The sequence below is a fragment of the Enterococcus sp. DIV1304_2 genome, from assembly GCF_050555445.1.
Taxonomy (GTDB): domain Bacteria; phylum Bacillota; class Bacilli; order Lactobacillales; family Enterococcaceae; genus Enterococcus_B; species Enterococcus_B pernyi.
Genome location: NZ_CP187851.1, coordinates 846330 through 864772, shown reverse-complemented (window position 1 = coordinate 864772; position 18443 = coordinate 846330). Strand labels below are relative to the sequence as shown.

General features: G+C 37.3%; 22 protein-coding genes and 1 tRNA gene. 3 read left to right on the top strand and 20 right to left on the bottom strand.

Annotation, left to right across the window (positions count from 1 at the left end; genetic code table 11):
• Positions 1–28: 28 nt before the first annotated feature.
• From rfbD to map, 10 genes are all read right to left on the bottom strand, one after another.
• Positions 29–880, bottom strand: a complete 852-nt coding sequence (rfbD, locus tag IGJ14_RS04120; protein ID WP_104871470.1) for a dTDP-4-dehydrorhamnose reductase — start codon at positions 878–880, stop codon at positions 29–31.
• A 461-nt stretch (positions 881–1341) separates the two neighbouring features.
• Positions 1342–2370, bottom strand: a complete 1029-nt coding sequence (gene rfbB / locus IGJ14_RS04115) for a dTDP-glucose 4,6-dehydratase (RefSeq protein ID WP_019722601.1) — start codon at positions 2368–2370, stop codon at positions 1342–1344.
• A 23-nt stretch (positions 2371–2393) separates the two neighbouring features.
• A complete protein-coding gene (gene rfbC, locus IGJ14_RS04110) occupies positions 2394–2966 on the bottom strand; it encodes a dTDP-4-dehydrorhamnose 3,5-epimerase (protein WP_010735944.1) in 573 nt (190 codons plus the stop codon).
• A 13-nt stretch (positions 2967–2979) separates the two neighbouring features.
• On the bottom strand, positions 2980–3846 hold the full coding sequence (rfbA, locus tag IGJ14_RS04105; RefSeq protein ID WP_010735945.1) for a glucose-1-phosphate thymidylyltransferase RfbA: 867 nt from the start codon (positions 3844–3846) through the stop codon (positions 2980–2982).
• Between the two features lie 98 nt (positions 3847–3944).
• Positions 3945–4655: a glycosyltransferase family 2 protein gene (locus tag IGJ14_RS04100; RefSeq protein ID WP_430608468.1), complete on the bottom strand. Its 711-nt coding sequence runs from the start codon at positions 4653–4655 to the stop codon at positions 3945–3947.
• Between the two features lie 4 nt (positions 4656–4659).
• Positions 4660–5487 (bottom strand): glycosyltransferase, encoded by an 828-nt coding sequence (locus IGJ14_RS04095; RefSeq protein ID WP_430608305.1) that lies wholly within the window; start codon positions 5485–5487, stop codon positions 4660–4662.
• Entirely contained in the window at positions 5487–6287 is an 801-nt protein-coding gene (locus IGJ14_RS04090) for a glycosyltransferase (protein ID WP_019722605.1), read from the bottom strand. Before IGJ14_RS04090 ends, IGJ14_RS04095 begins: the two co-directional genes overlap by 1 nt.
• On the bottom strand, positions 6287–7417 hold the full coding sequence (locus tag IGJ14_RS04085) for an MraY family glycosyltransferase (protein ID WP_010735949.1): 1131 nt from the start codon (positions 7415–7417) through the stop codon (positions 6287–6289). The genes IGJ14_RS04090 and IGJ14_RS04085 overlap by 1 nt, the downstream gene beginning before the upstream one ends.
• Positions 7418–7494: 77 nt before the next feature.
• Positions 7495–8418 (bottom strand): YihY/virulence factor BrkB family protein, encoded by a 924-nt coding sequence (locus IGJ14_RS04080; protein WP_010735950.1) that lies wholly within the window; start codon positions 8416–8418, stop codon positions 7495–7497.
• Positions 8419–9111: 693 nt separating this feature from the next.
• Positions 9112–9876: a type I methionyl aminopeptidase gene (gene map, locus IGJ14_RS04075; RefSeq protein ID WP_104871465.1), complete on the bottom strand. Its 765-nt coding sequence runs from the start codon at positions 9874–9876 to the stop codon at positions 9112–9114.
• A 162-nt stretch (positions 9877–10038) separates the two neighbouring features.
• Here map and IGJ14_RS04070 point away from each other — a divergent pair, with 162 nt between their 5' ends.
• Positions 10039–10482, top strand: coding sequence for a flavodoxin (locus IGJ14_RS04070; protein ID WP_010735952.1), 444 nt, complete (start codon positions 10039–10041; stop codon positions 10480–10482).
• 113 nt (positions 10483–10595) lie between these two features.
• On the opposite strand, the gene IGJ14_RS04065 is transcribed toward IGJ14_RS04070, so the two are convergent.
• Positions 10596–11165, bottom strand: coding sequence for a TetR/AcrR family transcriptional regulator (locus IGJ14_RS04065; RefSeq protein ID WP_010735953.1), 570 nt, complete (start codon positions 11163–11165; stop codon positions 10596–10598).
• 260 nt (positions 11166–11425) lie between these two features.
• Here IGJ14_RS04065 and IGJ14_RS04060 point away from each other — a divergent pair, with 260 nt between their 5' ends.
• Positions 11426–12658 carry an aminopeptidase gene (locus IGJ14_RS04060; RefSeq protein ID WP_065095678.1) on the top strand — a complete coding sequence of 411 codons (1233 nt, stop codon included), beginning with the start codon at positions 11426–11428 and terminating at the stop codon, positions 12656–12658.
• A gap of 60 nt (positions 12659–12718) precedes the next feature.
• Here IGJ14_RS04060 and IGJ14_RS04055 read toward each other — a convergent pair whose 3' ends face one another.
• Positions 12719–12883, bottom strand: a complete 165-nt coding sequence (locus IGJ14_RS04055; RefSeq protein ID WP_010735955.1) for a hypothetical protein — start codon at positions 12881–12883, stop codon at positions 12719–12721.
• A gap of 122 nt (positions 12884–13005) precedes the next feature.
• Here IGJ14_RS04055 and IGJ14_RS04050 point away from each other — a divergent pair.
• Positions 13006–13079 (top strand) — tRNA-Arg (locus IGJ14_RS04050).
• Positions 13080–13370: 291 nt separating this feature from the next.
• Here IGJ14_RS04050 and IGJ14_RS04045 read toward each other — a convergent pair.
• From IGJ14_RS04045 to IGJ14_RS04010, 8 genes are all read right to left on the bottom strand, one after another.
• The gene (locus IGJ14_RS04045; RefSeq protein ID WP_019722905.1) at positions 13371–13649 is read right to left on the bottom strand and encodes a zinc ribbon domain-containing protein; all 279 of its coding nucleotides are present in this window, start codon (positions 13647–13649) and stop codon (positions 13371–13373) included.
• 34 nt (positions 13650–13683) lie between these two features.
• A complete protein-coding gene (locus tag IGJ14_RS04040) occupies positions 13684–14862 on the bottom strand; it encodes a GNAT family N-acetyltransferase (RefSeq protein WP_019722906.1) in 1179 nt (392 codons plus the stop codon).
• Positions 14863–15122: 260 nt separating this feature from the next.
• Positions 15123–15536 carry a DUF3284 domain-containing protein gene (locus IGJ14_RS04035; RefSeq protein WP_010735958.1) on the bottom strand — a complete coding sequence of 138 codons (414 nt, stop codon included), beginning with the start codon at positions 15534–15536 and terminating at the stop codon, positions 15123–15125.
• Positions 15536–15718: a DUF3188 domain-containing protein gene (locus tag IGJ14_RS04030; protein ID WP_010735959.1), complete on the bottom strand. Its 183-nt coding sequence runs from the start codon at positions 15716–15718 to the stop codon at positions 15536–15538. Before IGJ14_RS04030 ends, IGJ14_RS04035 begins: the two co-directional genes overlap by 1 nt.
• Before the next feature lie 23 nt (positions 15719–15741).
• A complete protein-coding gene (locus IGJ14_RS04025; protein WP_019722908.1) occupies positions 15742–15963 on the bottom strand; it encodes a hypothetical protein in 222 nt (73 codons plus the stop codon).
• A 107-nt stretch (positions 15964–16070) separates the two neighbouring features.
• Positions 16071–17531, bottom strand: coding sequence for a PTS sugar transporter subunit IIC (locus IGJ14_RS04020; protein WP_010735961.1), 1461 nt, complete (start codon positions 17529–17531; stop codon positions 16071–16073).
• 109 nt (positions 17532–17640) lie between these two features.
• A complete protein-coding gene (locus tag IGJ14_RS04015; RefSeq protein WP_019722909.1) occupies positions 17641–17961 on the bottom strand; it encodes a PTS lactose/cellobiose transporter subunit IIA in 321 nt (106 codons plus the stop codon).
• 26 nt (positions 17962–17987) lie between these two features.
• Positions 17988–18305 carry a PTS sugar transporter subunit IIB gene (locus IGJ14_RS04010; protein WP_010735963.1) on the bottom strand — a complete coding sequence of 106 codons (318 nt, stop codon included), beginning with the start codon at positions 18303–18305 and terminating at the stop codon, positions 17988–17990.
• Between the last annotated feature and the right edge of the window lie 138 nt (positions 18306–18443).

The window sequence follows — 18443 nt, the reverse complement described above, 5'->3', positions numbered from 1 at the left end:
CGTTGTTTCTTTTTTCTAAGGAAAAACCTTATTTGTTTAATTTTTCAGAAGCTTGTAACATTTGTTCAAGTGCTTCTTGCCACGTTGGGATTACAAAACCAAGATCTTCCGTTTTTTTCAGGCTCATCACTGAATACTGCGGACGTGTCGCTTTTTGTGGATATTCGGCTGAAGTAACAGGAGCTACTTCTACTGCTGTATCTTTTAAGATCTCTTTTGCGAATTCATACCATGAACAGCTATTCTCATTTGATAGATGATAAACACCATATGGTACTTTTTGTTCAATTACATAGACCATAAATTCAGCCAATGTGCGTGTCCATGTCGGACGTCCAAATTGGTCATTGACTACAGTTAAACGATCATGGGTTTGTGCCAAACGTTGCATCGTATAAACAAAGTTATGACCATATATGCCAAATACCCATGACGTACGAATAATATAATAATCTTCTAAAATTTCCTGCACTGCTTGTTCACCTAGTAATTTTGTACGACCATATTCATTCAATGGATTCGTTGCATCATCTTCTAGATATTCTTCATTTTCTTTTTTACCATCAAAGACATAATCGGTACTGATATAAATCAATTTTGCATTCACTGCTTTCGCTGCCAATGCAACATTTCTCGTTCCGTCTACATTGATTTTTTCATCTAGTTCTTTTCCTTCGTCTTCTGCTTTATCGACAGCGGTATAGGCTGCACAATGGAAGATGACTTCAGGCTTTAAGTCTGTGATATAAGTCATTGTTTTTTCTGCATCCGTGATATCCAGTTCTTGGGCATCAGTCGAAACATAATCTAACCCTTTCTCATCTAATAAATGACGTAACTCGGTACCAAGTTGACCATTTCCACCTGTTAATAAAAACATAACGCAATCGCTCCTTGATTTATTTATTTTTTTAAAGTGTTTTTGTAAAAATATCATTAGCTATCTTGTTGTATTTAATGAACGCTTTATCTTTTGAAGCCGATTCATTCAACTGTTTGTTCGGAGTAGCGGAAAAAATAACGGTATCTTTTTCTCCCCTTATCCCAAAACAACGGCAGAACAGTTATGTTCTAACCATGTTCTAACCACGTTCTAAGAACCAAGCTTATTCTACCATATCGGTTCTCGCTTTTCGAGAGGATGTGCATCCATCAGGTACTCTTAAAAACATTTCCATGAAAAAAGGGGCAGCGTCAGTTAAACGCAGTGCCCCTTCAATGACTATTTAAAAGAGGTTGAGTCTTTCAAGCTATCTATTCAAGCAAGAAAAACATCTGATAAGAGACAATCCCTTGCTCTTATCTACGCAGCTTGTCCGAGGGAGTTTGTTTTCTCGTCTCTTATTGTCCATTTTTAGCGTAAGCTGCTTCAACTGCTTCTTTTTCTTTTTGCCACCATTCTTGGTTTTCTTCGTACCACTTGATTGTTTCTGCTAAACCATCACGGAAATTAGTGAATTCTGGTTGCCAACCAAGCTCTTGACGAAGTTTGGTTGAGTCGATCGCATAACGCAAATCATGTCCGGCACGATCTTTGACATGTTCATAGGCATCTTTTGGCTGACCCATCATTTCTAAGATCATTTCCATCACAGTTTTGTTATCTTCCTCGCCATCAGCACCAATCAAATAGGTTTCTCCAATATTTCCTTTGGTTAGGATCAACCATACGGCTGAAGAGTGATCATTCGTATGGATCCAATCACGAACATTTTTCCCTTCACCATATAACTTAGGTCGGATACCACTTAAAATATTTGTGATTTGACGTGGAATGAATTTTTCAATGTGTTGATAAGGTCCGTAGTTGTTGGAACAATTTGAGATTGTCGCCTTTAGTCCAAATGAACGGACCCAAGCTTTCACTAACAGATCAGAACCAGCTTTTGTTGAAGAATACGGGCTGGACGGGTTATAAGGTGTTTCCGCAGTGAACTTCTCACCTTCACCTTCGCCATGACCTGGTAGATCCTCACGTAATGGTAGGTCACCGTAGACTTCATCCGTAGAAACATGATGGTAACGAACATCGTACTTACGGCAAGCTTCTAGCAATGTATACGTACCAATGATGTTCGTGTGTACAAATGGAAACGGATCTTTAAGTGAATTATCATTATGTGATTCAGCAGCATAATGAACCACTGCATCTGCTTTTTCCACTAATCGATCGACTAATTCTGCATCTGCGATATCTCCGACAACTAGCTCGACACGATCAGTTGGCAATCCTGCTAGATTTTCTTTGTTTCCTGCATAAGTTAATTTATCTAAGACTGTCACATGTACTTCTGGGTGGTTTTGTACAACATAATGTACAAAATTTGATCCAATGAAGCCTGCTCCACCAGTAACAATGATATTTTTCATTTAATATTTCTCCTCATCAAATGTTAGATTTCACCATAAACAAATGGGTTTTCCGCTTCAAATTCTTTCAGTGTAGGATGATTATGATCTTTTTCAGACATGATCGCTTTTGAAAGATCGATCGGCCAATCAATCGCTAACTCTGGATCATCAAATGCGATTCCACCGTCTGCTGCGGCATCATAATAATTATCGCATTTATAAAGGAAATTCACATTTGGTGTCAACGTCACAAAGCCATGTGCGTATCCCTTTGGAACAAGTAATTGACGATGATTGTGTTCAGATAAGATATAACTTTCCCACTGACCATAGGTTGGACTACCTTTACGAATATCGACGATCACATCTAAGACTGCTCCTGAAGTGACACGGATCAATTTTGTTTGAGCGGATGCCCCTTTTTGAAAATGCAAACCACGAATCACTCCTGCTTCAGCAGATAGAGAGTGATTGTCTTGGACAAAATCAAAATCTAATCCATGTTCCGCAAATTTTGCTTTTGAATAGCTTTCTGTAAAGAAACCACGATGGTCCCCAAAAACATCCATTTCGATAATTTTAACATCTGTTAATTTAGTATCCGTCACTTTCATCACTAAAAACTCCTTATTCAGCAGCCAATCTTAATAAGTATTGACCATATTGATTTTTTTTCAGTGGTTCTGCCAAAACAGCTAATTGTTGTTTGTCGATATAACCCATTCGATAAGCAACTTCTTCTAAGCATGCAACTTTTAAGTTTTGACGCTTTTCAATCGTTTCAATAAATGTAGAAGCTTCAAGTAAAGATTCATGCGTGCCTGTGTCTAACCAAGCAAAACCACGCCCCATGATCTCTACAGAAAGTTTGCCTCTTTCTAAATATGCTTTATTGACGTCAGTGATTTCTAATTCACCACGCTCAGATGGTTTGATTTCTTTTGCAATTGAAATCACATCGTTGTCGTAGAAATAAAGTCCTGTGACAGCATAATTTGATTTTGGTTCTGTTGGTTTCTCTTCAATAGAGAGAGCTTGCATATTTTCATCAAATTCGACCACACCAAAACGTTCCGGATCATTGACATGATACCCGAAAACGGTCGCTCCACTTTCTCTTGAGGCAGCACGTTGTAACATTTTTGATAGTCCGCCACCATAGTAGATATTATCTCCTAAAACAAGACAAACACTATCATCGCCAATAAATTCTTCCCCAATGATAAAAGCTTGAGCTAAGCCATCGGGACTCTCTTGAACCGCATATTCAAGATGGATACCTAGATCATGACCATTTCCAAATAGTTCTTTAAAGCGTGGGGTATCTTGAGGGGTTGAAATAATCAATATCTCCTTGATACCTGCCAACATCAAAATAGACATTGGATAATAGATCATTGGTTTATCGTAGACTGGCATCAACTGTTTCGAGGTTGCCTTTGTTAGTGGATACAAGCGTGTTCCGCTTCCTCCCGCAAGGATGATTCCTTTCATGAATATAAGCGCTCCTTTTTCTTTGAATTTTCACTTTCGTTATTATCTCATCAATCCTACTATTTGTCATGGATTTCTTGAGAATTTAACAATATCTTTTAGGGATATTTTTTCCATTTCCGCTGAATGAGTGCTTGGATCAAATGAATCCGCCAAGCAATTTTCTGACGCCAACTACTCTTCGTTTCGATTTCACTTGCATTAAAATCGTGTCTTCGATAAAGGGTCAACGGTTCTCGAATAAAACTTGCATGATTCCCAGCAAGCAATCCAATCCACATGTCATGCATCGGTACATTGTCAGGTATCGGTAAGATCGTCTCTTTTAATGAAGAGCGAAAAGCCATACCCGCACCGATATAGTTACTACGAATCAAATTCGTCAACCAACCTTCTTTGGATCTTCTAAAGGTAAAGTATGAGGAATGGATCTCATTCAACTGGCTATCTACGATCACTAAATCTGAAATAACTACTAATTGTTTAGGATGAAGACTAAAGTATTGTGTGATTTTCTCTACTTTCCCATCTAACCACACATCATCTTGATCTGCTAAAAATATTAGGTCTCCTTGAGCTTGTTCAATCGCAAAGCCAAAATTTTTGATCAGTCCTTGTTTAGGACCTTCAAAAAGTTTGATACGTGGGTCATTATGTGCATATTCTGTTAAAATCGACCAAGTATCATCAACAGAACCATCATCCGAGATAATCACTTCATCTTCTGGAGAAAGTTGCTTTAAGATACTATCTAATTGTTCTTTTAAATACGCGCTACCATTAAAGGTTGCTATACAAACCGATCGCATCATTTCACACCTTCCAATTATCAACAAACGAACGTAAAGTCATTCGCCAGATTTGACGATTCTTGACAGTCAAAAATTGCTTTGTCATTCTTAATACTAACTGCTTCCGATGTTGCGCCAAATGCTGACGGTCGTATTCTTGGTAAAAGATCGACTCAGCAGCCAATATCGACTGATAGCGTGTTACGTTGACTTTTTTATAATCCAATACTGAGAGATCATGAGTTATTCTAGTGGCTAAAACTACAATTTCTTTGTTTAATTGTTTGATTTGCCAAAAAAGCCAATGATCTAAAAAATCGAGTGGAAACACTGTATTATAGCCATTGATCTCTCTTAAAAATGTGAGCGAGAATGCCGCGCCAGAATTGATTGCCATAATCCGTTGACGTGTTACTACTGGCTCTTCGATCACTTCGAAGTGGCGATTGATATAGTGGTCTGCCCACACCGGAGAGATTTGTTTTGTACCAGAAAATACTAAGGGGACCGCAGCTACTCGCTCCTTTGTCCAAGTGAGTTCGGCTATGGTTTCTAAATAATTAGTACCTAACTGAGTGTCCTGATCTAATGTTATAAGTGTCTGTACTGTATCTGAAATGTGGTCAATTGCATAATTGTAAGCAACCGCTAGGCCTGGATTTGCTGGATCATGATGATAATGGACGTTCTTTTCTGAATAAAGCACATCAGCATGTGCAACAGGACTATTATCAAAAATAACTAACTCTACTGTCCCAGCTTGGGTAGCTGCTTTTAAATAATCGTAAGAAGGCGATTGGCTGATTTTTTGGTGATACAATACGATCACTACTGCTATTTCTGGTGTCATTAGAAGAAAGTCCACCCCCACTTATGGAAGAATTTCATCATTGAATTTAAAAATATTCGAAAAAGCTTGAAGTTACGATGTGCCCCTTTTCCATATAGATGGATGGCGCTATAACGTGGCGTATAAAGGATTTTTTCGTTTGCTTTTTCAAAACTTAAACAAAGATCATTATCTTCAAAATACATAAAGTAGCGAGTATCAAACCCATTGATTGATTTGAATTTCGCAACATCTACTACCATAAAACTACCAGAAATCATGCGAACATAAGAATCACGATCCTCCGGCAAATCACGACATTCAAAGCGATTCAATCGCCGATCAAACATTTTTTTGACAAATTTGAAAGGAATGAAACGTAGTACATAGTCGAATAGAGCTAAACGCTGTCTAATCAAGTATTGAGTCGTCCCATCTTCATTCAAGATTTTAGGTGCCAACATCGCACATTCAGGATGCGTTTCTAAGAGCGCAACCAGGTCGATCACCGTCTGCTCATCTACTAAAATATCTGGATTAAAAATCACCGCATATTTTGCAGCGCTTTGGAGCAAGGTATGGTTATGACCAAATCCAAAGCCTCGGTTTTCATTATTGAAATAAATATTCATGAACGGATATTTTAAATATTCGCGTAATCGGTCTTGGTATTCAGGTGTCGAGTTATTATCAAAAATTTGAAATTCAATTGCCGGTTCTTCACCGATCGTCGCAATGATCGTATCTAATGTCTGGAATATTTTTTTACTATTTGCTGTCACAATGCTAATTAAAATCGGCTTTTTTTTATTGTTCTCCATTAAGGTCTTTTCCATTTCTTAAAGTATTTCTGCATCACTTGTGTACGGTATTCTTTATTCCCTAAAAACCGTAATGTTTTTAGAATGAATTGGTATTTTTCATTGATCAATCCGATCAATTCAAATAATAAAATAGCAGCAAATAGCATCACTAAGAACAAAGCAATCGTTCCAAGACTTCCCGTATAATTCATGATCATTGCAGTAAATGAAAACATCAAAGCGATGGAGTAGATCGTCAAAACAGCTCCTTTATGGGTAAAGCCTAAAGCGAGCAATCGATGATGCAAATGCTTCTTATCTGCCGTAGAAAATGATACTCGATTCGCTTTTCTACGAATGATTGCAAAAAAAGTATCTGTAACAGGTACCCCCATGATGATCAACAAAGAAATCGATGAAACGAAAGTAACATTCTTTAATCCTTGCAATGATAAAACCGCCATCATAAAGCCTAAGAAAAGTGCACCTGTATCCCCTAAATATATTTTGGCAGGATAAAAATTGTAAGGAAAAAAGCCGATGATACTTGCGACTAAACAAAAAATAACTATAGGTATATAAACTGTTGAGGCATGTAAAAAAAAGTAACCAATAATACCAATGGTCATCAAGCCAATCAAAGATATCCCTGCTGCTAAGCCATCTAAACCATCAATCAAATTGACTGCATTAGTGATCCCAAAAATCCAAAAAATGGTGACAGGAAAACTAAGCCAACCTAATTGGATATATCCTAAGAACGGTAAGGTAAAAGAATCGATCCTGATATCAGCGACAAAATAGATGATCAAAGCCGCTAATAAAATACCAATACTTTTTTGCTTAGGTGAAAGTTCATATTTGTCATCAAGTAATCCGGTCAATACGATGACGGATGCAGCCAATAATATAGGTAGAATATAAAATTTAGGGATGATATCTTTGAATAAAAACAAACTAGATATCACGAAGGAAACAAAGATAGGTAAGCCACCAGCTGAAGGCATCGGCACTTTGTTTATTCGTCGTTCATTCGGTTTATCGACCATTCCAGTTTGAACTGAAATTATTTTAAAAATGGGGGTCAATATCAAAGACAATAAAATTGTCAAAAAAATCTTTATTACAATACTAAAAGAAACCAGCATACGGGCACCTACTTTATTTAAAGAGTCATTAATAATTATAAAACACTATCGCTATTTTACAATAAGAACTCGTGTTTCTAATTCTTTTTTTGAGAAAATTTATTTTTTAGTTTACCAAGCCATGTTGATGTGATGCTTCTTCGTTCTTTTATTTCGTTTCCTGTTATGTACTCTTGCACAACAGCATTGATGATTCCACCAAGAATAATGATCGTCGCAGCAAAGTTTAACCAAAGCATCAAAACGATAAAACTTCCGATGATTTGATAACCGCTCACACGCGTTGCAAAATAACGAGCATAAATTCCAAAAACTTGTGACAACAACATCCAACCAGTCGTTGCAAATACAGCACCAGGAATCACTGCTTTAAATTTCAATTGCGCATTTGGTACAATCCAATAAATCATAAACATGATCACAAATAAAGCCACCAAAGTAATCGGCCATTTCAATGTTTGGAATTGGTCAATAAAGTTTACAGGTATTTTAAAGATCGGTTGAATCGCCTCTAAAATCATTTGTCCTAATCCAAGTACTAAAGTGACACCACTAATCGCAATCATGAACAAGATGATAACTATTAAGGAAAAGAAACGGACAATGATGAAATTTTCTCTATTTTCAACTCCATACGCTTTATTCATGGCAATCTGTAACGCATTGATACTCTGACTAGCTGACCATAAAGCTGCAATAGCCGACAATGACAACAAACTACCAGAACTTTGTGTCAACAAATTTTTTACCGCCGGTCCAATAAACTGATAGATCGTTTCAGGAATCACTTGGCGAATATAAGTCAAGACAGTTTCTTGATCGATTTGAAGATACGGTAGAATATTTCCAAGCGCAATAATCAATGGAAACAAAGATAAGAGTAAATAATAAGCCACAACTACTGAAGTCGTTCCCATTTCAGAATCAACGATCCTCTTTTGCGTCGTCTCAATAAAACGCATTAAATTCTTATGTTGTTTTATTTTATTCAAAATATTCATAGTAATCTCCTGTTCAAGGTTGTGAAAAAGCCGGTCAGCTCCAAGTATTAAGAGCAACATTGAGAAAATAGCTTCTCATATTTTTTCGATGTTGCTCTTAATATCGTAGGAGTTGGCTTTTGAACACCGTTTATCATAGGTTGTGAGAAAAGCGCTTTGACCTGAGCATTAAGCTAAAAAATCAGAAAATAGCTCCCCATATTTTTTGATTTTTTAGCTTAATGTTGAAGGTCAGCTTTTCGAACACCGTTTATCTAGGTTGTGAAAGAAGCGGTCTACACTGAGTAATAAGGCAGAAAAATCGAAAATGGCTTTTTCATTTTGGATTTTTTTGACTTATTATTGAAGTGTTGCTTCTTGAACACCGTTTATCATAGGTTGTGAAAAAGCCGGTCAGCTCCAAGTATTAAGGCAGAATTTGAGAAAATAGCTCTCCATATTTTTTCAAATTTTGCCTTAATATTGAAGGAGCTGGCTTTCGAACACCGTTTATCTAGGTTGTAAAAAAACTAATAACACTGAGGAAAAGGGTGGCAAACCAGAAAATAATAGACATATTTTTCCAATTGCCACCCTACTATCTTAGTTACTAGCTTTCCTACAATTTTTATCCATTATTTGAAGAAGAAGGTCATCAACAACTTTCTCCATTTAATATTAAACAGTTTGCAAACTGTTCGTTGAAAGAAGAACTTAATAAGTTCCTTCCTCACCTTGAGAAGTCAAGATTCTTGGACCATCTTTGGTGATAGCCAATGTGTGTTCATATTGGCAAGATAATCCACCATCTCTGGTATAAGCTGTCCAACCATTTGGGTCCATTTTCATTTTCCATGTTCCTGTATTGACCATTGGCTCGATCGTAATGACCATACCTTCTTTTAAACGTAGCCCTTTACCTGGTTCACCATAGTGAGGAATAGTTGGTTCTTCATGGATCGTTGGTCCTACCCCATGTCCAACAAAGTCTCGTACGATTCCTAGATTTTCTCCTTCGACATACGTTTGGATCGCATGACCAATATCCCCAATACGATTACCAACTTGCGCTTGCTCAATACCGATATATAGTGCTTTTTTTGTCACTTCCATCAAACGATCAATTTCAGGTGTGGATTCACCGACTACATATGCCCAGCAAGAATCAGAGATTCCGCCTTTTAAGTCAATACACATATCCACTTTCACTAAGTCGCCACTTTTTAGTGGTTTTTTTCGGGGAAAACCATGACAGATTTCATCATTGATACTGATACATGTCGCATATTCATATCCTTCAAATCCAATTTGGGCAGCGACTCCGCCGTGACTTTCGATATAATCACGTACAAATACTTCGATATCCCAACTAGTTACTCCTGGTTTAATGAAGTCTCGCAGATTTTTATGGACATCTGCTAATAATGCACCAGACTCTGCCATTGCTTCGATCTCACGTGCTGATTTTAATGTTATCATCTATTCTCGTCTCCTTTTTACAAATCCTTTTTATTTTAACATAGTAGGAAGTATTTAGCCAAATCCCATAGTACCTTTATAAATCTCGCTTCCTTTTTCTCAAACTTTTGGTATAATTGGTAGTTGTTGAAATGCTATTCATTAAAATTTAGGAGGCGCCTTATGGCTTTAGCAAAAATCGTTTATGCAAGTATGACTGGTAACACGGAAGAAATCGCCGATATTGTTGCAGAGGCTCTGGAAAATATGGATATCGATGTTGAAATCAATGAATGCACACAAGTAGATGCAGAAGACTTTCAAGAAGCAGATATTTGCGTAGTTGCTACTTATACATACGATGACGGTGATCTACCGGACGAAATCGTTGATTTTTATGAAGATTTACAAGAACTTGAATTACCTGGAAAAATCTACGGTGTGTGTGGCTCTGGAGATACTTTCTATGATGAGTTTTGTAAGTCAGTGGACGATTTTGATGCTGCCTTTGCAAAAACTGGTGCTGTTAAAGGTGCCGAAAGCGTGAAAGTTGATTTAAACGCTGAGGAAGAAGATATTGAAAATCTTGAAGCGTTCGCAAAATCTCTTGTATCCATGTTATCTTAATCACAAAAAGAAGGATGTGTTTACCACATCCTTCTTTTTATTTAGAAGCATTACGTTTTGTAAATCAAGGCATTACTATCAAATGGGGTTGATCAATTTTTCAAATAAGCAGATCAGTCTACTTCAATCGGATCTTTTAAGCTTAAAATGGCATTGATGCTGTCTTGGATCATCTTCTCGATTTGTGTATCCGTCGGATGGATGATATTCGATGACATCAAAGCTGCGATACCTGTTGCAATGATCCAAGTCCCATTGTGAAGCGAGACTAGTTTATCATCTGACAAGTCCATGTATTTTGGATCTTCTTTCACTACGTCCATAAAGTAATTATAGGAGAAATTTTGCATCTCTCTTCCGCCGCCATACTCTTCCAAGTAAAGTGAGCTATATAATTTCTTTTCACGATTTGCGAAATGGATGTAATTCAACGCTAGATCGACAATCGTATTGCCGGTATGTTCTACAGGAAAGACTTCGTATTTTAGATAATCGTAGATTTGCTCAAATAGCGCGTGTTTCAAATCATCCATATTTTTAAACTCTAGATAGATTGGTTGAGTAGAACAGTTCATTTTATTTGCAATGTTTCTCGCAGTGAATTTTGAAAATCCTTCATTGGCAGCAACTTCATAGGCGGCTGCCAAAATCTGCTCCTTTGTTATCGTTTTTTTTCTTGCCATAATTTTCTAATCTCCTTGAAATTTTTTATAACGCTTCCACCATTGATTAATACTATTGTACCATTTTTTTTCAATAAGCAAAACTTGTTTTTTTATTTTTTACAAATTTTTCTGTCATTATACTCGGATATCAACGCTTTTTTGTGTTTTCTAATTAAAAACAAATGATTATTTTATCAGATGTTTATTTGTTTCACTTCTAATAAAATGTTATCATACAATGAGGAATTACAAAAAATACGATGAGGAGGAATTTAATTATGTTAGCTGATTTTAATGTTAATTTAAAAAAATACGCCCGTTTAATTGCAGAAACAGGGGTCAATGTATCGAAAGGGCACACAGTAGTCTTACAAATCAATGTAGAGCAAGCGGAATTAGCCCGATTGATCACGAAAGAGGCTTACCAATTAGGTGCAGATGAGGTGATCGTTCAATGGACAGATGATGTCATTCAAAAAGAATTTTTGGCTCACGCTGCAGATGATCGAATCTCTACAGTTCCACAATATAAAATCGATCAAGCAGATGATTGGATTGAAAAAGGTGCGAGCAGAATCAGCGTTGTTTCTTCTGATCCAGATGCATTCGCAGGAGTTGACAATGATCGTGTAGCCACTTATCAATCAGCAGTTGGAAAAGCATTGATGAATCTAAGAAAAGCGACACAATCAAATAAAGTAAGTTGGACAGTTGTCGCAGCTGCTGGGAAACAGTGGGCAGCAAAAGTATTCCCTGATTTACCAGAGGAAGAACAAGTCGACGCATTATGGGATGAGATTTTCAAAACGACTCGCATTTATGAATCTGATCCTGTAATTGCTTGGAAAAATCACGATGAAAAACTAGCGACAAAAGCAGAAGAATTGAACAAAGAACAATTTACAGCTTTACATTATACTGCCCCAGGGACAGATATCGTAATTGGCTTGCCGAAAAATCACTTGTGGGAAGGCGCTGGAAGCTATAATGCTCGTGATGAAAAATTCATGGCAAACATGCCAACAGAAGAAGTCTTCACCGCACCTGATAGTCATCGCGTTGATGGGTATATCTCAAGTACGAAACCTTTAAGTTATGCAGGAACGACCATTACTGGAATGAAATTTACATTTAAAGACGGTAAAGTCGTTGATTTTTCAGCGGAACAAGGACAAGAAGTCTTGGCAAAACTACTAGATACCGATGAAGGTGCACGTCGTTTAGGCGAAGTTGCTCTAGTTCCTGATCCTTCACCGATTTCACAATCTGGTATCATTTTCTATAACACATTATTCGACGAAAATGCTTCAAACCATTTAGCACTTGGTTCAGCCTATGCGTTTAGTGTGCAAGGGGGAACAGAAATGACCGATGAAGAATTGGCAGCTGCTGGTTTGAATCGAAGCCAGACGCATGTGGATTTCATGGTTGGTTCAGATAAAATGGATATTGATGGTATCCGCGAAGATGGCTCACGCGTACCGATCTTCAGAAATGGCGACTGGGCGTAATAATAAAACAAAAAAAGATCTGGAAATCTCAGATCTTTTTTTGTTTTTCCATAGATATGTTTATAATAAATCTTCTTTTTTAGTAAACGTAAATTTGCGACTTTCTTTTTCTACAGGTTTTTCTTCTTCGTGTTTTTGGATTGCCTCTTTCGTAATTTCTTCACGTTCTCTTTTTGCTTCATCTAAACGTTCTGCAATTACTTCTTCTTTTGGCTTATCAGACATAATCAAAACCCCCTTTATCACCCTCATTCTACCACTCAGGATTCCTTTATTGGAAACGTTTTGCTCTAAAAATCAGCTTGCATGTATGCCTTCAAAGCGCTAAAATAATAGTATTGATGCTTGTTCCTGTAGCTCAGTAGGATAGAGCGATCGCCTCCTAAGCGATAGGTCGCTGGTTCGATTCCAGTCAGGAACGTCTTAAACTTATCATGAGTTTGTGATAGTGATGTTCAGCTCCGAGAAATAAGCCCGCTCCCCAGAAATTTGTTCTTGTATTTTGGGGGACGGGCTTATTTCTTATGGACACTGTTTATTCAGTTTTAATAATCATGAGATCCCTCAAGTCACAATCCCCTATTATATTTCTGCTCTTTAAAAAATAGCGACAAAAGTAAAATCCCATTTTTTACTTATTACCAAATACATTATATGAAGTCATTTTATTCGATAATGAGGTAGCATCCATCTTTTGCTATTGGAATAAACTTTATTGATGTTTCCACCTTTTTAAATCTGGGAAAAAGTGATGCATGAATTCCCGTGCTTCTTCCTTTGTCTTGCCTTGTTCTTTCAGCATGCCTGATTCATTCATGTGCTTGACACTCTCTTCAATCATTTCATCCATTGTACAATCAGTTAAAAATGCGCCATCTTTGTAGCAGTAAATGCAATATTCTTCACTCTTGCTATTGTTTTTGTTTGTCCCTAAAATCTCAACTGAATCAAGTGGCATCCCACAACTTTGACAATACGTCATTGCTTCCATTTCTATGCTCCTCCTATCATCTGATTGTCTTCACTCAGAAATAATCATTGAGAATTGGTTGTTGGTTAGGCAGTGCTTGACTAAGTTCAGCCACCAATGCGCCTTCTACTTTGATTTTTTCATGGAAATTAAGCTCTTCAACTGTTTGATATCCTAACAATAATTGTGTCAAGCTTTGAATCGTTCCACTGACCACAGGTAATTCTGTCTGTTGGACTTTCTTTACTTCAAGTACTCCATTGACATAAGAAATATCAAAAAATCCTTCGTTCCATTTTGCATACGGATCTTCTGTCACATGGATAGAAAAGTTGATTGCATGTCGGAATGGATAAGTCTGCATAAATTTCTCAACATCTACGATTCTCCCCATCATATAAGGCGTGATCGTGGTTTTAGCAAATGGATTATCCAATAAATAATTTTTACTGTAGCCAGAAAAACCACATGTATACTCAAACGAATCAAATGCGCCACTATGTGAACCAACGAAACGCATCAATCCTTTCAATGCTTCATGATTCAGATAACCCATTTCGACGATGATAAATGTAGGGGCGGCTAATTTATAAACGACATATCCTGTAGCATTCCCCTCACGGTCGTAATACAGTGCATATTGATTCTCTTTTCGTTGTTTAAACTTGTAGGAATACCACCATTCTTCTCGGACCAAACCGCCTCGCGTACTCTCCGGCATATTTGTATAAATGGATCGTATGGCATCCACTGATTCTTCAAAACTTGTCCGTTTCATATAACCAGTTGTTTTCTTTACAGCTGGCATATCACGGCTCGCCAACTCATAGCTGATTCGATCAAATAATTGTTCGTAGCCATAGCGACGATAAAAAGGATAAGAAAATGGTGCTAGATAAGACAGCGTGACATTTCTTTCTCGACAGTCTTCAAGGATTTTTTCCATGATTCGATTGATACCGCCCTGCCCTCGCGCTTCAGGATAGGAAGCAACGTATCCAATCCCAGCCATCAAGTAATTTTTTCCATAGAAATCCACTGAAAAAGGTGTGGCCATTACTTGACTTGTCAAATGGCCCTCTGGATCTAAAAAGCCGTAGTTCCATGAATTCTCAACAATCATTTTAAATCGTTCACGTCGTTCGTCTGTATCTTGTGAATTAAAAGCATAGGTTGCTAAAGCGTACATTTCTTCTAGCGCTTGGTTCCCTAATTCTTTTATAACATTCGTCATACTTTCCCTTCTCCCTTTAAATATCTATACCAATTGTACTATTATTTTCTTTATAATAGCAAGCGGACCTTCATTACTTTCACAAAGTAGTATCTCTCAAAAAATGATTTACAAAAAATAGCGCTAAAAAGCCAAAATAGAACAAACGATTTTGGTTTTTAGCGCTTCGTTTTTTTGATCCAAACGTTGTTTCCACAACTTATTCTCATTTTGACCATTAGTTATCCTCTTGGATGGACGATTTGATTTACCATCCTCTTTTAATAGGATTCTTCAATCATCCCTAGCATCTTTTTAAAACGTCTCTTTTTAAAATACATCAACATCGTTCCTAAGATCATATCATTCATTTTCTGCAACATACCATGTGATTCCATTTGTTCCGTATAGTGGACTTCACACGATTTTTCATCAATTGGTTTGATTTGATAATGAACGACAAAATCATTTTTAGTCGTTGAGGTACGAAATTTATAAGATTGGTTATCAATGACTTCCTCAATGATAATGCGTGCACGATTATTTTGAGAGAATTGTTTGACGTATTCAAGATTCTTTAATTGTTTGCGTGTCACTGATTTCCCAGTGGCTTTGCGGACATCAAAAAGAACAGAATCCATCACTTTATCATAGAAAAACGATGCCGGAATGTTTAGTGTTTTAATTATTTCCATTAGTTCTTTTTCTCCTTTGCTTCTTCTTTTTTCTTACCTTTTAAAAAGAAGTAAATCCCTAGTCCTGCAAAAAACAACCCAGTGACCATACTATAAATGTCATATTGTTGTGTTCCCGGATTTAAACTATATAGTATGATCAGTGAACCAATACTACACAAAAACAATCCATTTTTTATCATTTGAACCACCCTTATCTTGTTTCTTAGACTGCTGCTGCTTGGAAATATAATACCGTGCCCCATGGTTGAGCTTTGATCAATTCTTTTGCTGTTTTGGCAGCTGCTTCTTTATCTTCTGCACTTGTTTCAAAGAATAATTTGATTCCTTGTTTTTCTTTGAATGTAAAGGTCACGCCTTCTTCATTGTATCCTTCTAATAATTCTTTGATTGCATCTTGTTGCATAGCACTAGCGATTGAAATCATTTGTTCTCCTCTTTTCTTTTTTATTGATTACTTTTAGTTTTACTCGAATGAAGCGAGGGCTAGGGATTTGACGGATCGTCATCGCCCATAGCCCCTACTTCAACTGATTATTTAGGTTCCCCTGCTGCTGGATCCATTTTATTTGCTGACATCACAAATGGTGCCCAGATCAGGAAGGTCACGACCATACATACTAATGTGACAATCGGCGCCCGCCAGTCTGCCCCTGTTGCAAGGAACGATAGCAAGAACGGTGGGACGACCCAAGTCACTTGTTGGGATACCGGTGCGACTAATCCTAGATAAGTAGCTACCCAACCAATCGTTGTTGCAACAACTGGCGCAACCAAGAATGGGATAAACATGATCGCATTCAAGACGATTGGTAAACCAAACATCACTGGTTCATTGATATTGAAGATACCAGGTCCAATCGAAAGTTTTGCTACAGTCAAGTAGTCTGCACGTTTTGATAATAGTAAGATAGCAATCAATAGAACGATTGTTCCACCTGATCCACCAAACCATGCAAACGCATCAAATGAGCCACGTACCCACATGTAAGCTTTACCATCTTCAATCGCATCTAATACTGCAGGTGTTCCTGTTTTGCCATTGTAACCTTTTTGGAAGATATCGATGTTGATCAATTGTGCTTGACCCCAAATACCTTCTAATACTGGTGCTAATACGTTCGGACCATGGATACCAAAGAACCAGAAAATCTGAACGAAGATCGTAACGATTAATACAGCACCAATACCTTGTGATAAGCCTAAGAAAGGTTCTGCAATATATTTTTGTACTAAATCAATGATCAGTTGACCATCTGCCACACGTCCAACAACATAATTAATGATAGCGATGACATATAATGAAATCGTTGCTGGTAGGATTGCTGCAAATGCTTTAGAAACTGCGGGTGGTACTGAGTCAGGCATTTTGATCGTGATATTAGCAAGCATCAATTTACAGAAAATGATAACAGAGATTGCACCCATGATCATTACTGTAAAGTAGGCGTTACCGTTTAAATGATCTAATTTCAACCATCCCCACAAACCAACTGATAGAGTGCCATCAGCAATCGTTGCCCCAATTTCCGAGCCATTGATCGCATCTGCCACATTTTGTGGAACATTGACATTCAATGCAGCTGATAATGACGGGCCAAAAGCGATTCCTTGGATCAGTGTTGCTAAACCAACGATCCCTCCTGCTAAATCATTCACGCCATATGCACGGGCTAAATTATATCCCCATGAAAAGGCAAAGATCAGTCCGGCGATTGCTAAGGTACCATTCCAAACGAACCCATTGATGCCGATGATCACATTCAATACAGCAAAAAAACCTTTGTCTGCTGCTAAGCTGTCAGCATACGTACTAATAAATTGCTGTGGTAAATCACGAATAATTGCGTTGATCATTACAGCTACTGATCCAGCCATCGTTGCAGGCATCGTACCGATAAAAGCGTCACGCAATGCCACTAAGTGCTTTTGCGCGCCGATTCTTCCGGCAACTGGAAGGATGTATTTTTCCATCCAACTTGTTAATCCATTCATTATTACTTCCTCCTATAAGTTTTTATATAAAGAATAACTCCTTATACCAAATTAAAAAAATCCGTTCAAAAATTTTTTTCTTCTTCCGTTCAAAAAAGAAGTATTTTGGTTATTCAACGTAAGTTCTACGATATAAATCAATGATTTCTTTTGCAAGGTCTGTAAATGCGATCGATGTCATCAAGTGATCTTGACTATGCACAGTCAACAGCGTTACTTGCATATGATTTCCTTGTGCTTCTTGCGTGAGCATTTGAGTTTGTGAATGATGTGCTTCTACCAGAGAGGCTTCAGCATCGCGTATTTTTTTCTCCGCTAAATCAAAATCTCCTTTTTTTGCCGCAGAAATCGCTTCCATTGCATCGCTTTTTGCATTTCCACCATACATGATCAATCCCATGATGGCTTCTAGATTTTGTTGATCTTCCACTATTCTACCTCCAGCTTCACGATTGATTATTTCATTAATTTTTCAGCTTGTTCAAGTACTTTTGCACCGTTCATCATGCCATAATCTTGCATATTGATAACATCCAATGGAATTCCTTTTGGCGCTAATTTTTGTTCAAATTGTGCTTTCATAAAGCGAACTTGTGGACCTAATAATAGAACATCTACATTTTTTGATTCAAGGTTATTGTCAGCATCTGAAGCTGAAACCGCAAAGATATCTGCTTCCATTCCTTTTTCTTCTGCTGCTTTTTGCATTTTTGTTACTAATAAACTTGTACTCATTCCTGCAGAACATACTAACATGATTGTTTTTTTCTCCATTTTTTCCACTCCTTTAAATTTGGTTTTACACTATAACTATAATGCAAGAAGCATGCCAAACACTAAACAGCTAAAATAGCGTTTTCATAACACTAATCAAACAAACACAGTGTACACACTAATAGTTAGTGTGTACAC

Excerpts from the sequence above, each read along its gene's own strand:
- rfbD (WP_104871470.1), bottom strand. The coding sequence starts at position 880 with ATGTTTTTATTAACAGGTGGAAATGGTCAACTTGGTACCGAGTTACGT.
- rfbB (WP_019722601.1), bottom strand. The coding sequence starts at position 2,370 with ATGAAAAATATCATTGTTACTGGTGGAGCAGGCTTCATTGGATCAAAT.
- rfbC (WP_010735944.1), bottom strand. The coding sequence starts at position 2,966 with ATGAAAGTGACGGATACTAAATTAACAGATGTTAAAATTATCGAAATG.
- rfbA (WP_010735945.1), bottom strand. The coding sequence starts at position 3,846 with ATGAAAGGAATCATCCTTGCGGGAGGAAGCGGAACACGCTTGTATCCA.
- IGJ14_RS04100 (WP_430608468.1), bottom strand. The coding sequence starts at position 4,655 with ATGCGATCGGTTTGTATAGCAACCTTTAATGGTAGCGCGTATTTAAAA.
- IGJ14_RS04095 (WP_430608305.1), bottom strand. The coding sequence starts at position 5,487 with ATGACACCAGAAATAGCAGTAGTGATCGTATTGTATCACCAAAAAATC.
- IGJ14_RS04090 (WP_019722605.1), bottom strand. The coding sequence starts at position 6,287 with ATGGAGAACAATAAAAAAAAGCCGATTTTAATTAGCATTGTGACAGCA.
- IGJ14_RS04085 (WP_010735949.1), bottom strand. The coding sequence starts at position 7,417 with ATGCTGGTTTCTTTTAGTATTGTAATAAAGATTTTTTTGACAATTTTA.
- IGJ14_RS04080 (WP_010735950.1), bottom strand. The coding sequence starts at position 8,418 with ATGAATATTTTGAATAAAATAAAACAACATAAGAATTTAATGCGTTTT.
- map (WP_104871465.1), bottom strand. The coding sequence starts at position 9,876 with ATGATAACATTAAAATCAGCACGTGAGATCGAAGCAATGGCAGAGTCT.
- IGJ14_RS04070 (WP_010735952.1), top strand. The coding sequence starts at position 10,039 with ATGGCTTTAGCAAAAATCGTTTATGCAAGTATGACTGGTAACACGGAA.
- IGJ14_RS04065 (WP_010735953.1), bottom strand. The coding sequence starts at position 11,165 with ATGGCAAGAAAAAAAACGATAACAAAGGAGCAGATTTTGGCAGCCGCC.
- IGJ14_RS04060 (WP_065095678.1), top strand. The coding sequence starts at position 11,426 with ATGTTAGCTGATTTTAATGTTAATTTAAAAAAATACGCCCGTTTAATT.
- IGJ14_RS04055 (WP_010735955.1), bottom strand. The coding sequence starts at position 12,883 with ATGTCTGATAAGCCAAAAGAAGAAGTAATTGCAGAACGTTTAGATGAA.
- IGJ14_RS04045 (WP_019722905.1), bottom strand. The coding sequence starts at position 13,649 with ATGGAAGCAATGACGTATTGTCAAAGTTGTGGGATGCCACTTGATTCA.
- IGJ14_RS04040 (WP_019722906.1), bottom strand. The coding sequence starts at position 14,862 with ATGACGAATGTTATAAAAGAATTAGGGAACCAAGCGCTAGAAGAAATG.
- IGJ14_RS04035 (WP_010735958.1), bottom strand. The coding sequence starts at position 15,536 with ATGGAAATAATTAAAACACTAAACATTCCGGCATCGTTTTTCTATGAT.
- IGJ14_RS04030 (WP_010735959.1), bottom strand. The coding sequence starts at position 15,718 with ATGATAAAAAATGGATTGTTTTTGTGTAGTATTGGTTCACTGATCATA.
- IGJ14_RS04025 (WP_019722908.1), bottom strand. The coding sequence starts at position 15,963 with ATGATTTCAATCGCTAGTGCTATGCAACAAGATGCAATCAAAGAATTA.
- IGJ14_RS04020 (WP_010735961.1), bottom strand. The coding sequence starts at position 17,531 with ATGAATGGATTAACAAGTTGGATGGAAAAATACATCCTTCCAGTTGCC.
- IGJ14_RS04010 (WP_010735963.1), bottom strand. The coding sequence starts at position 18,305 with ATGGAGAAAAAAACAATCATGTTAGTATGTTCTGCAGGAATGAGTACA.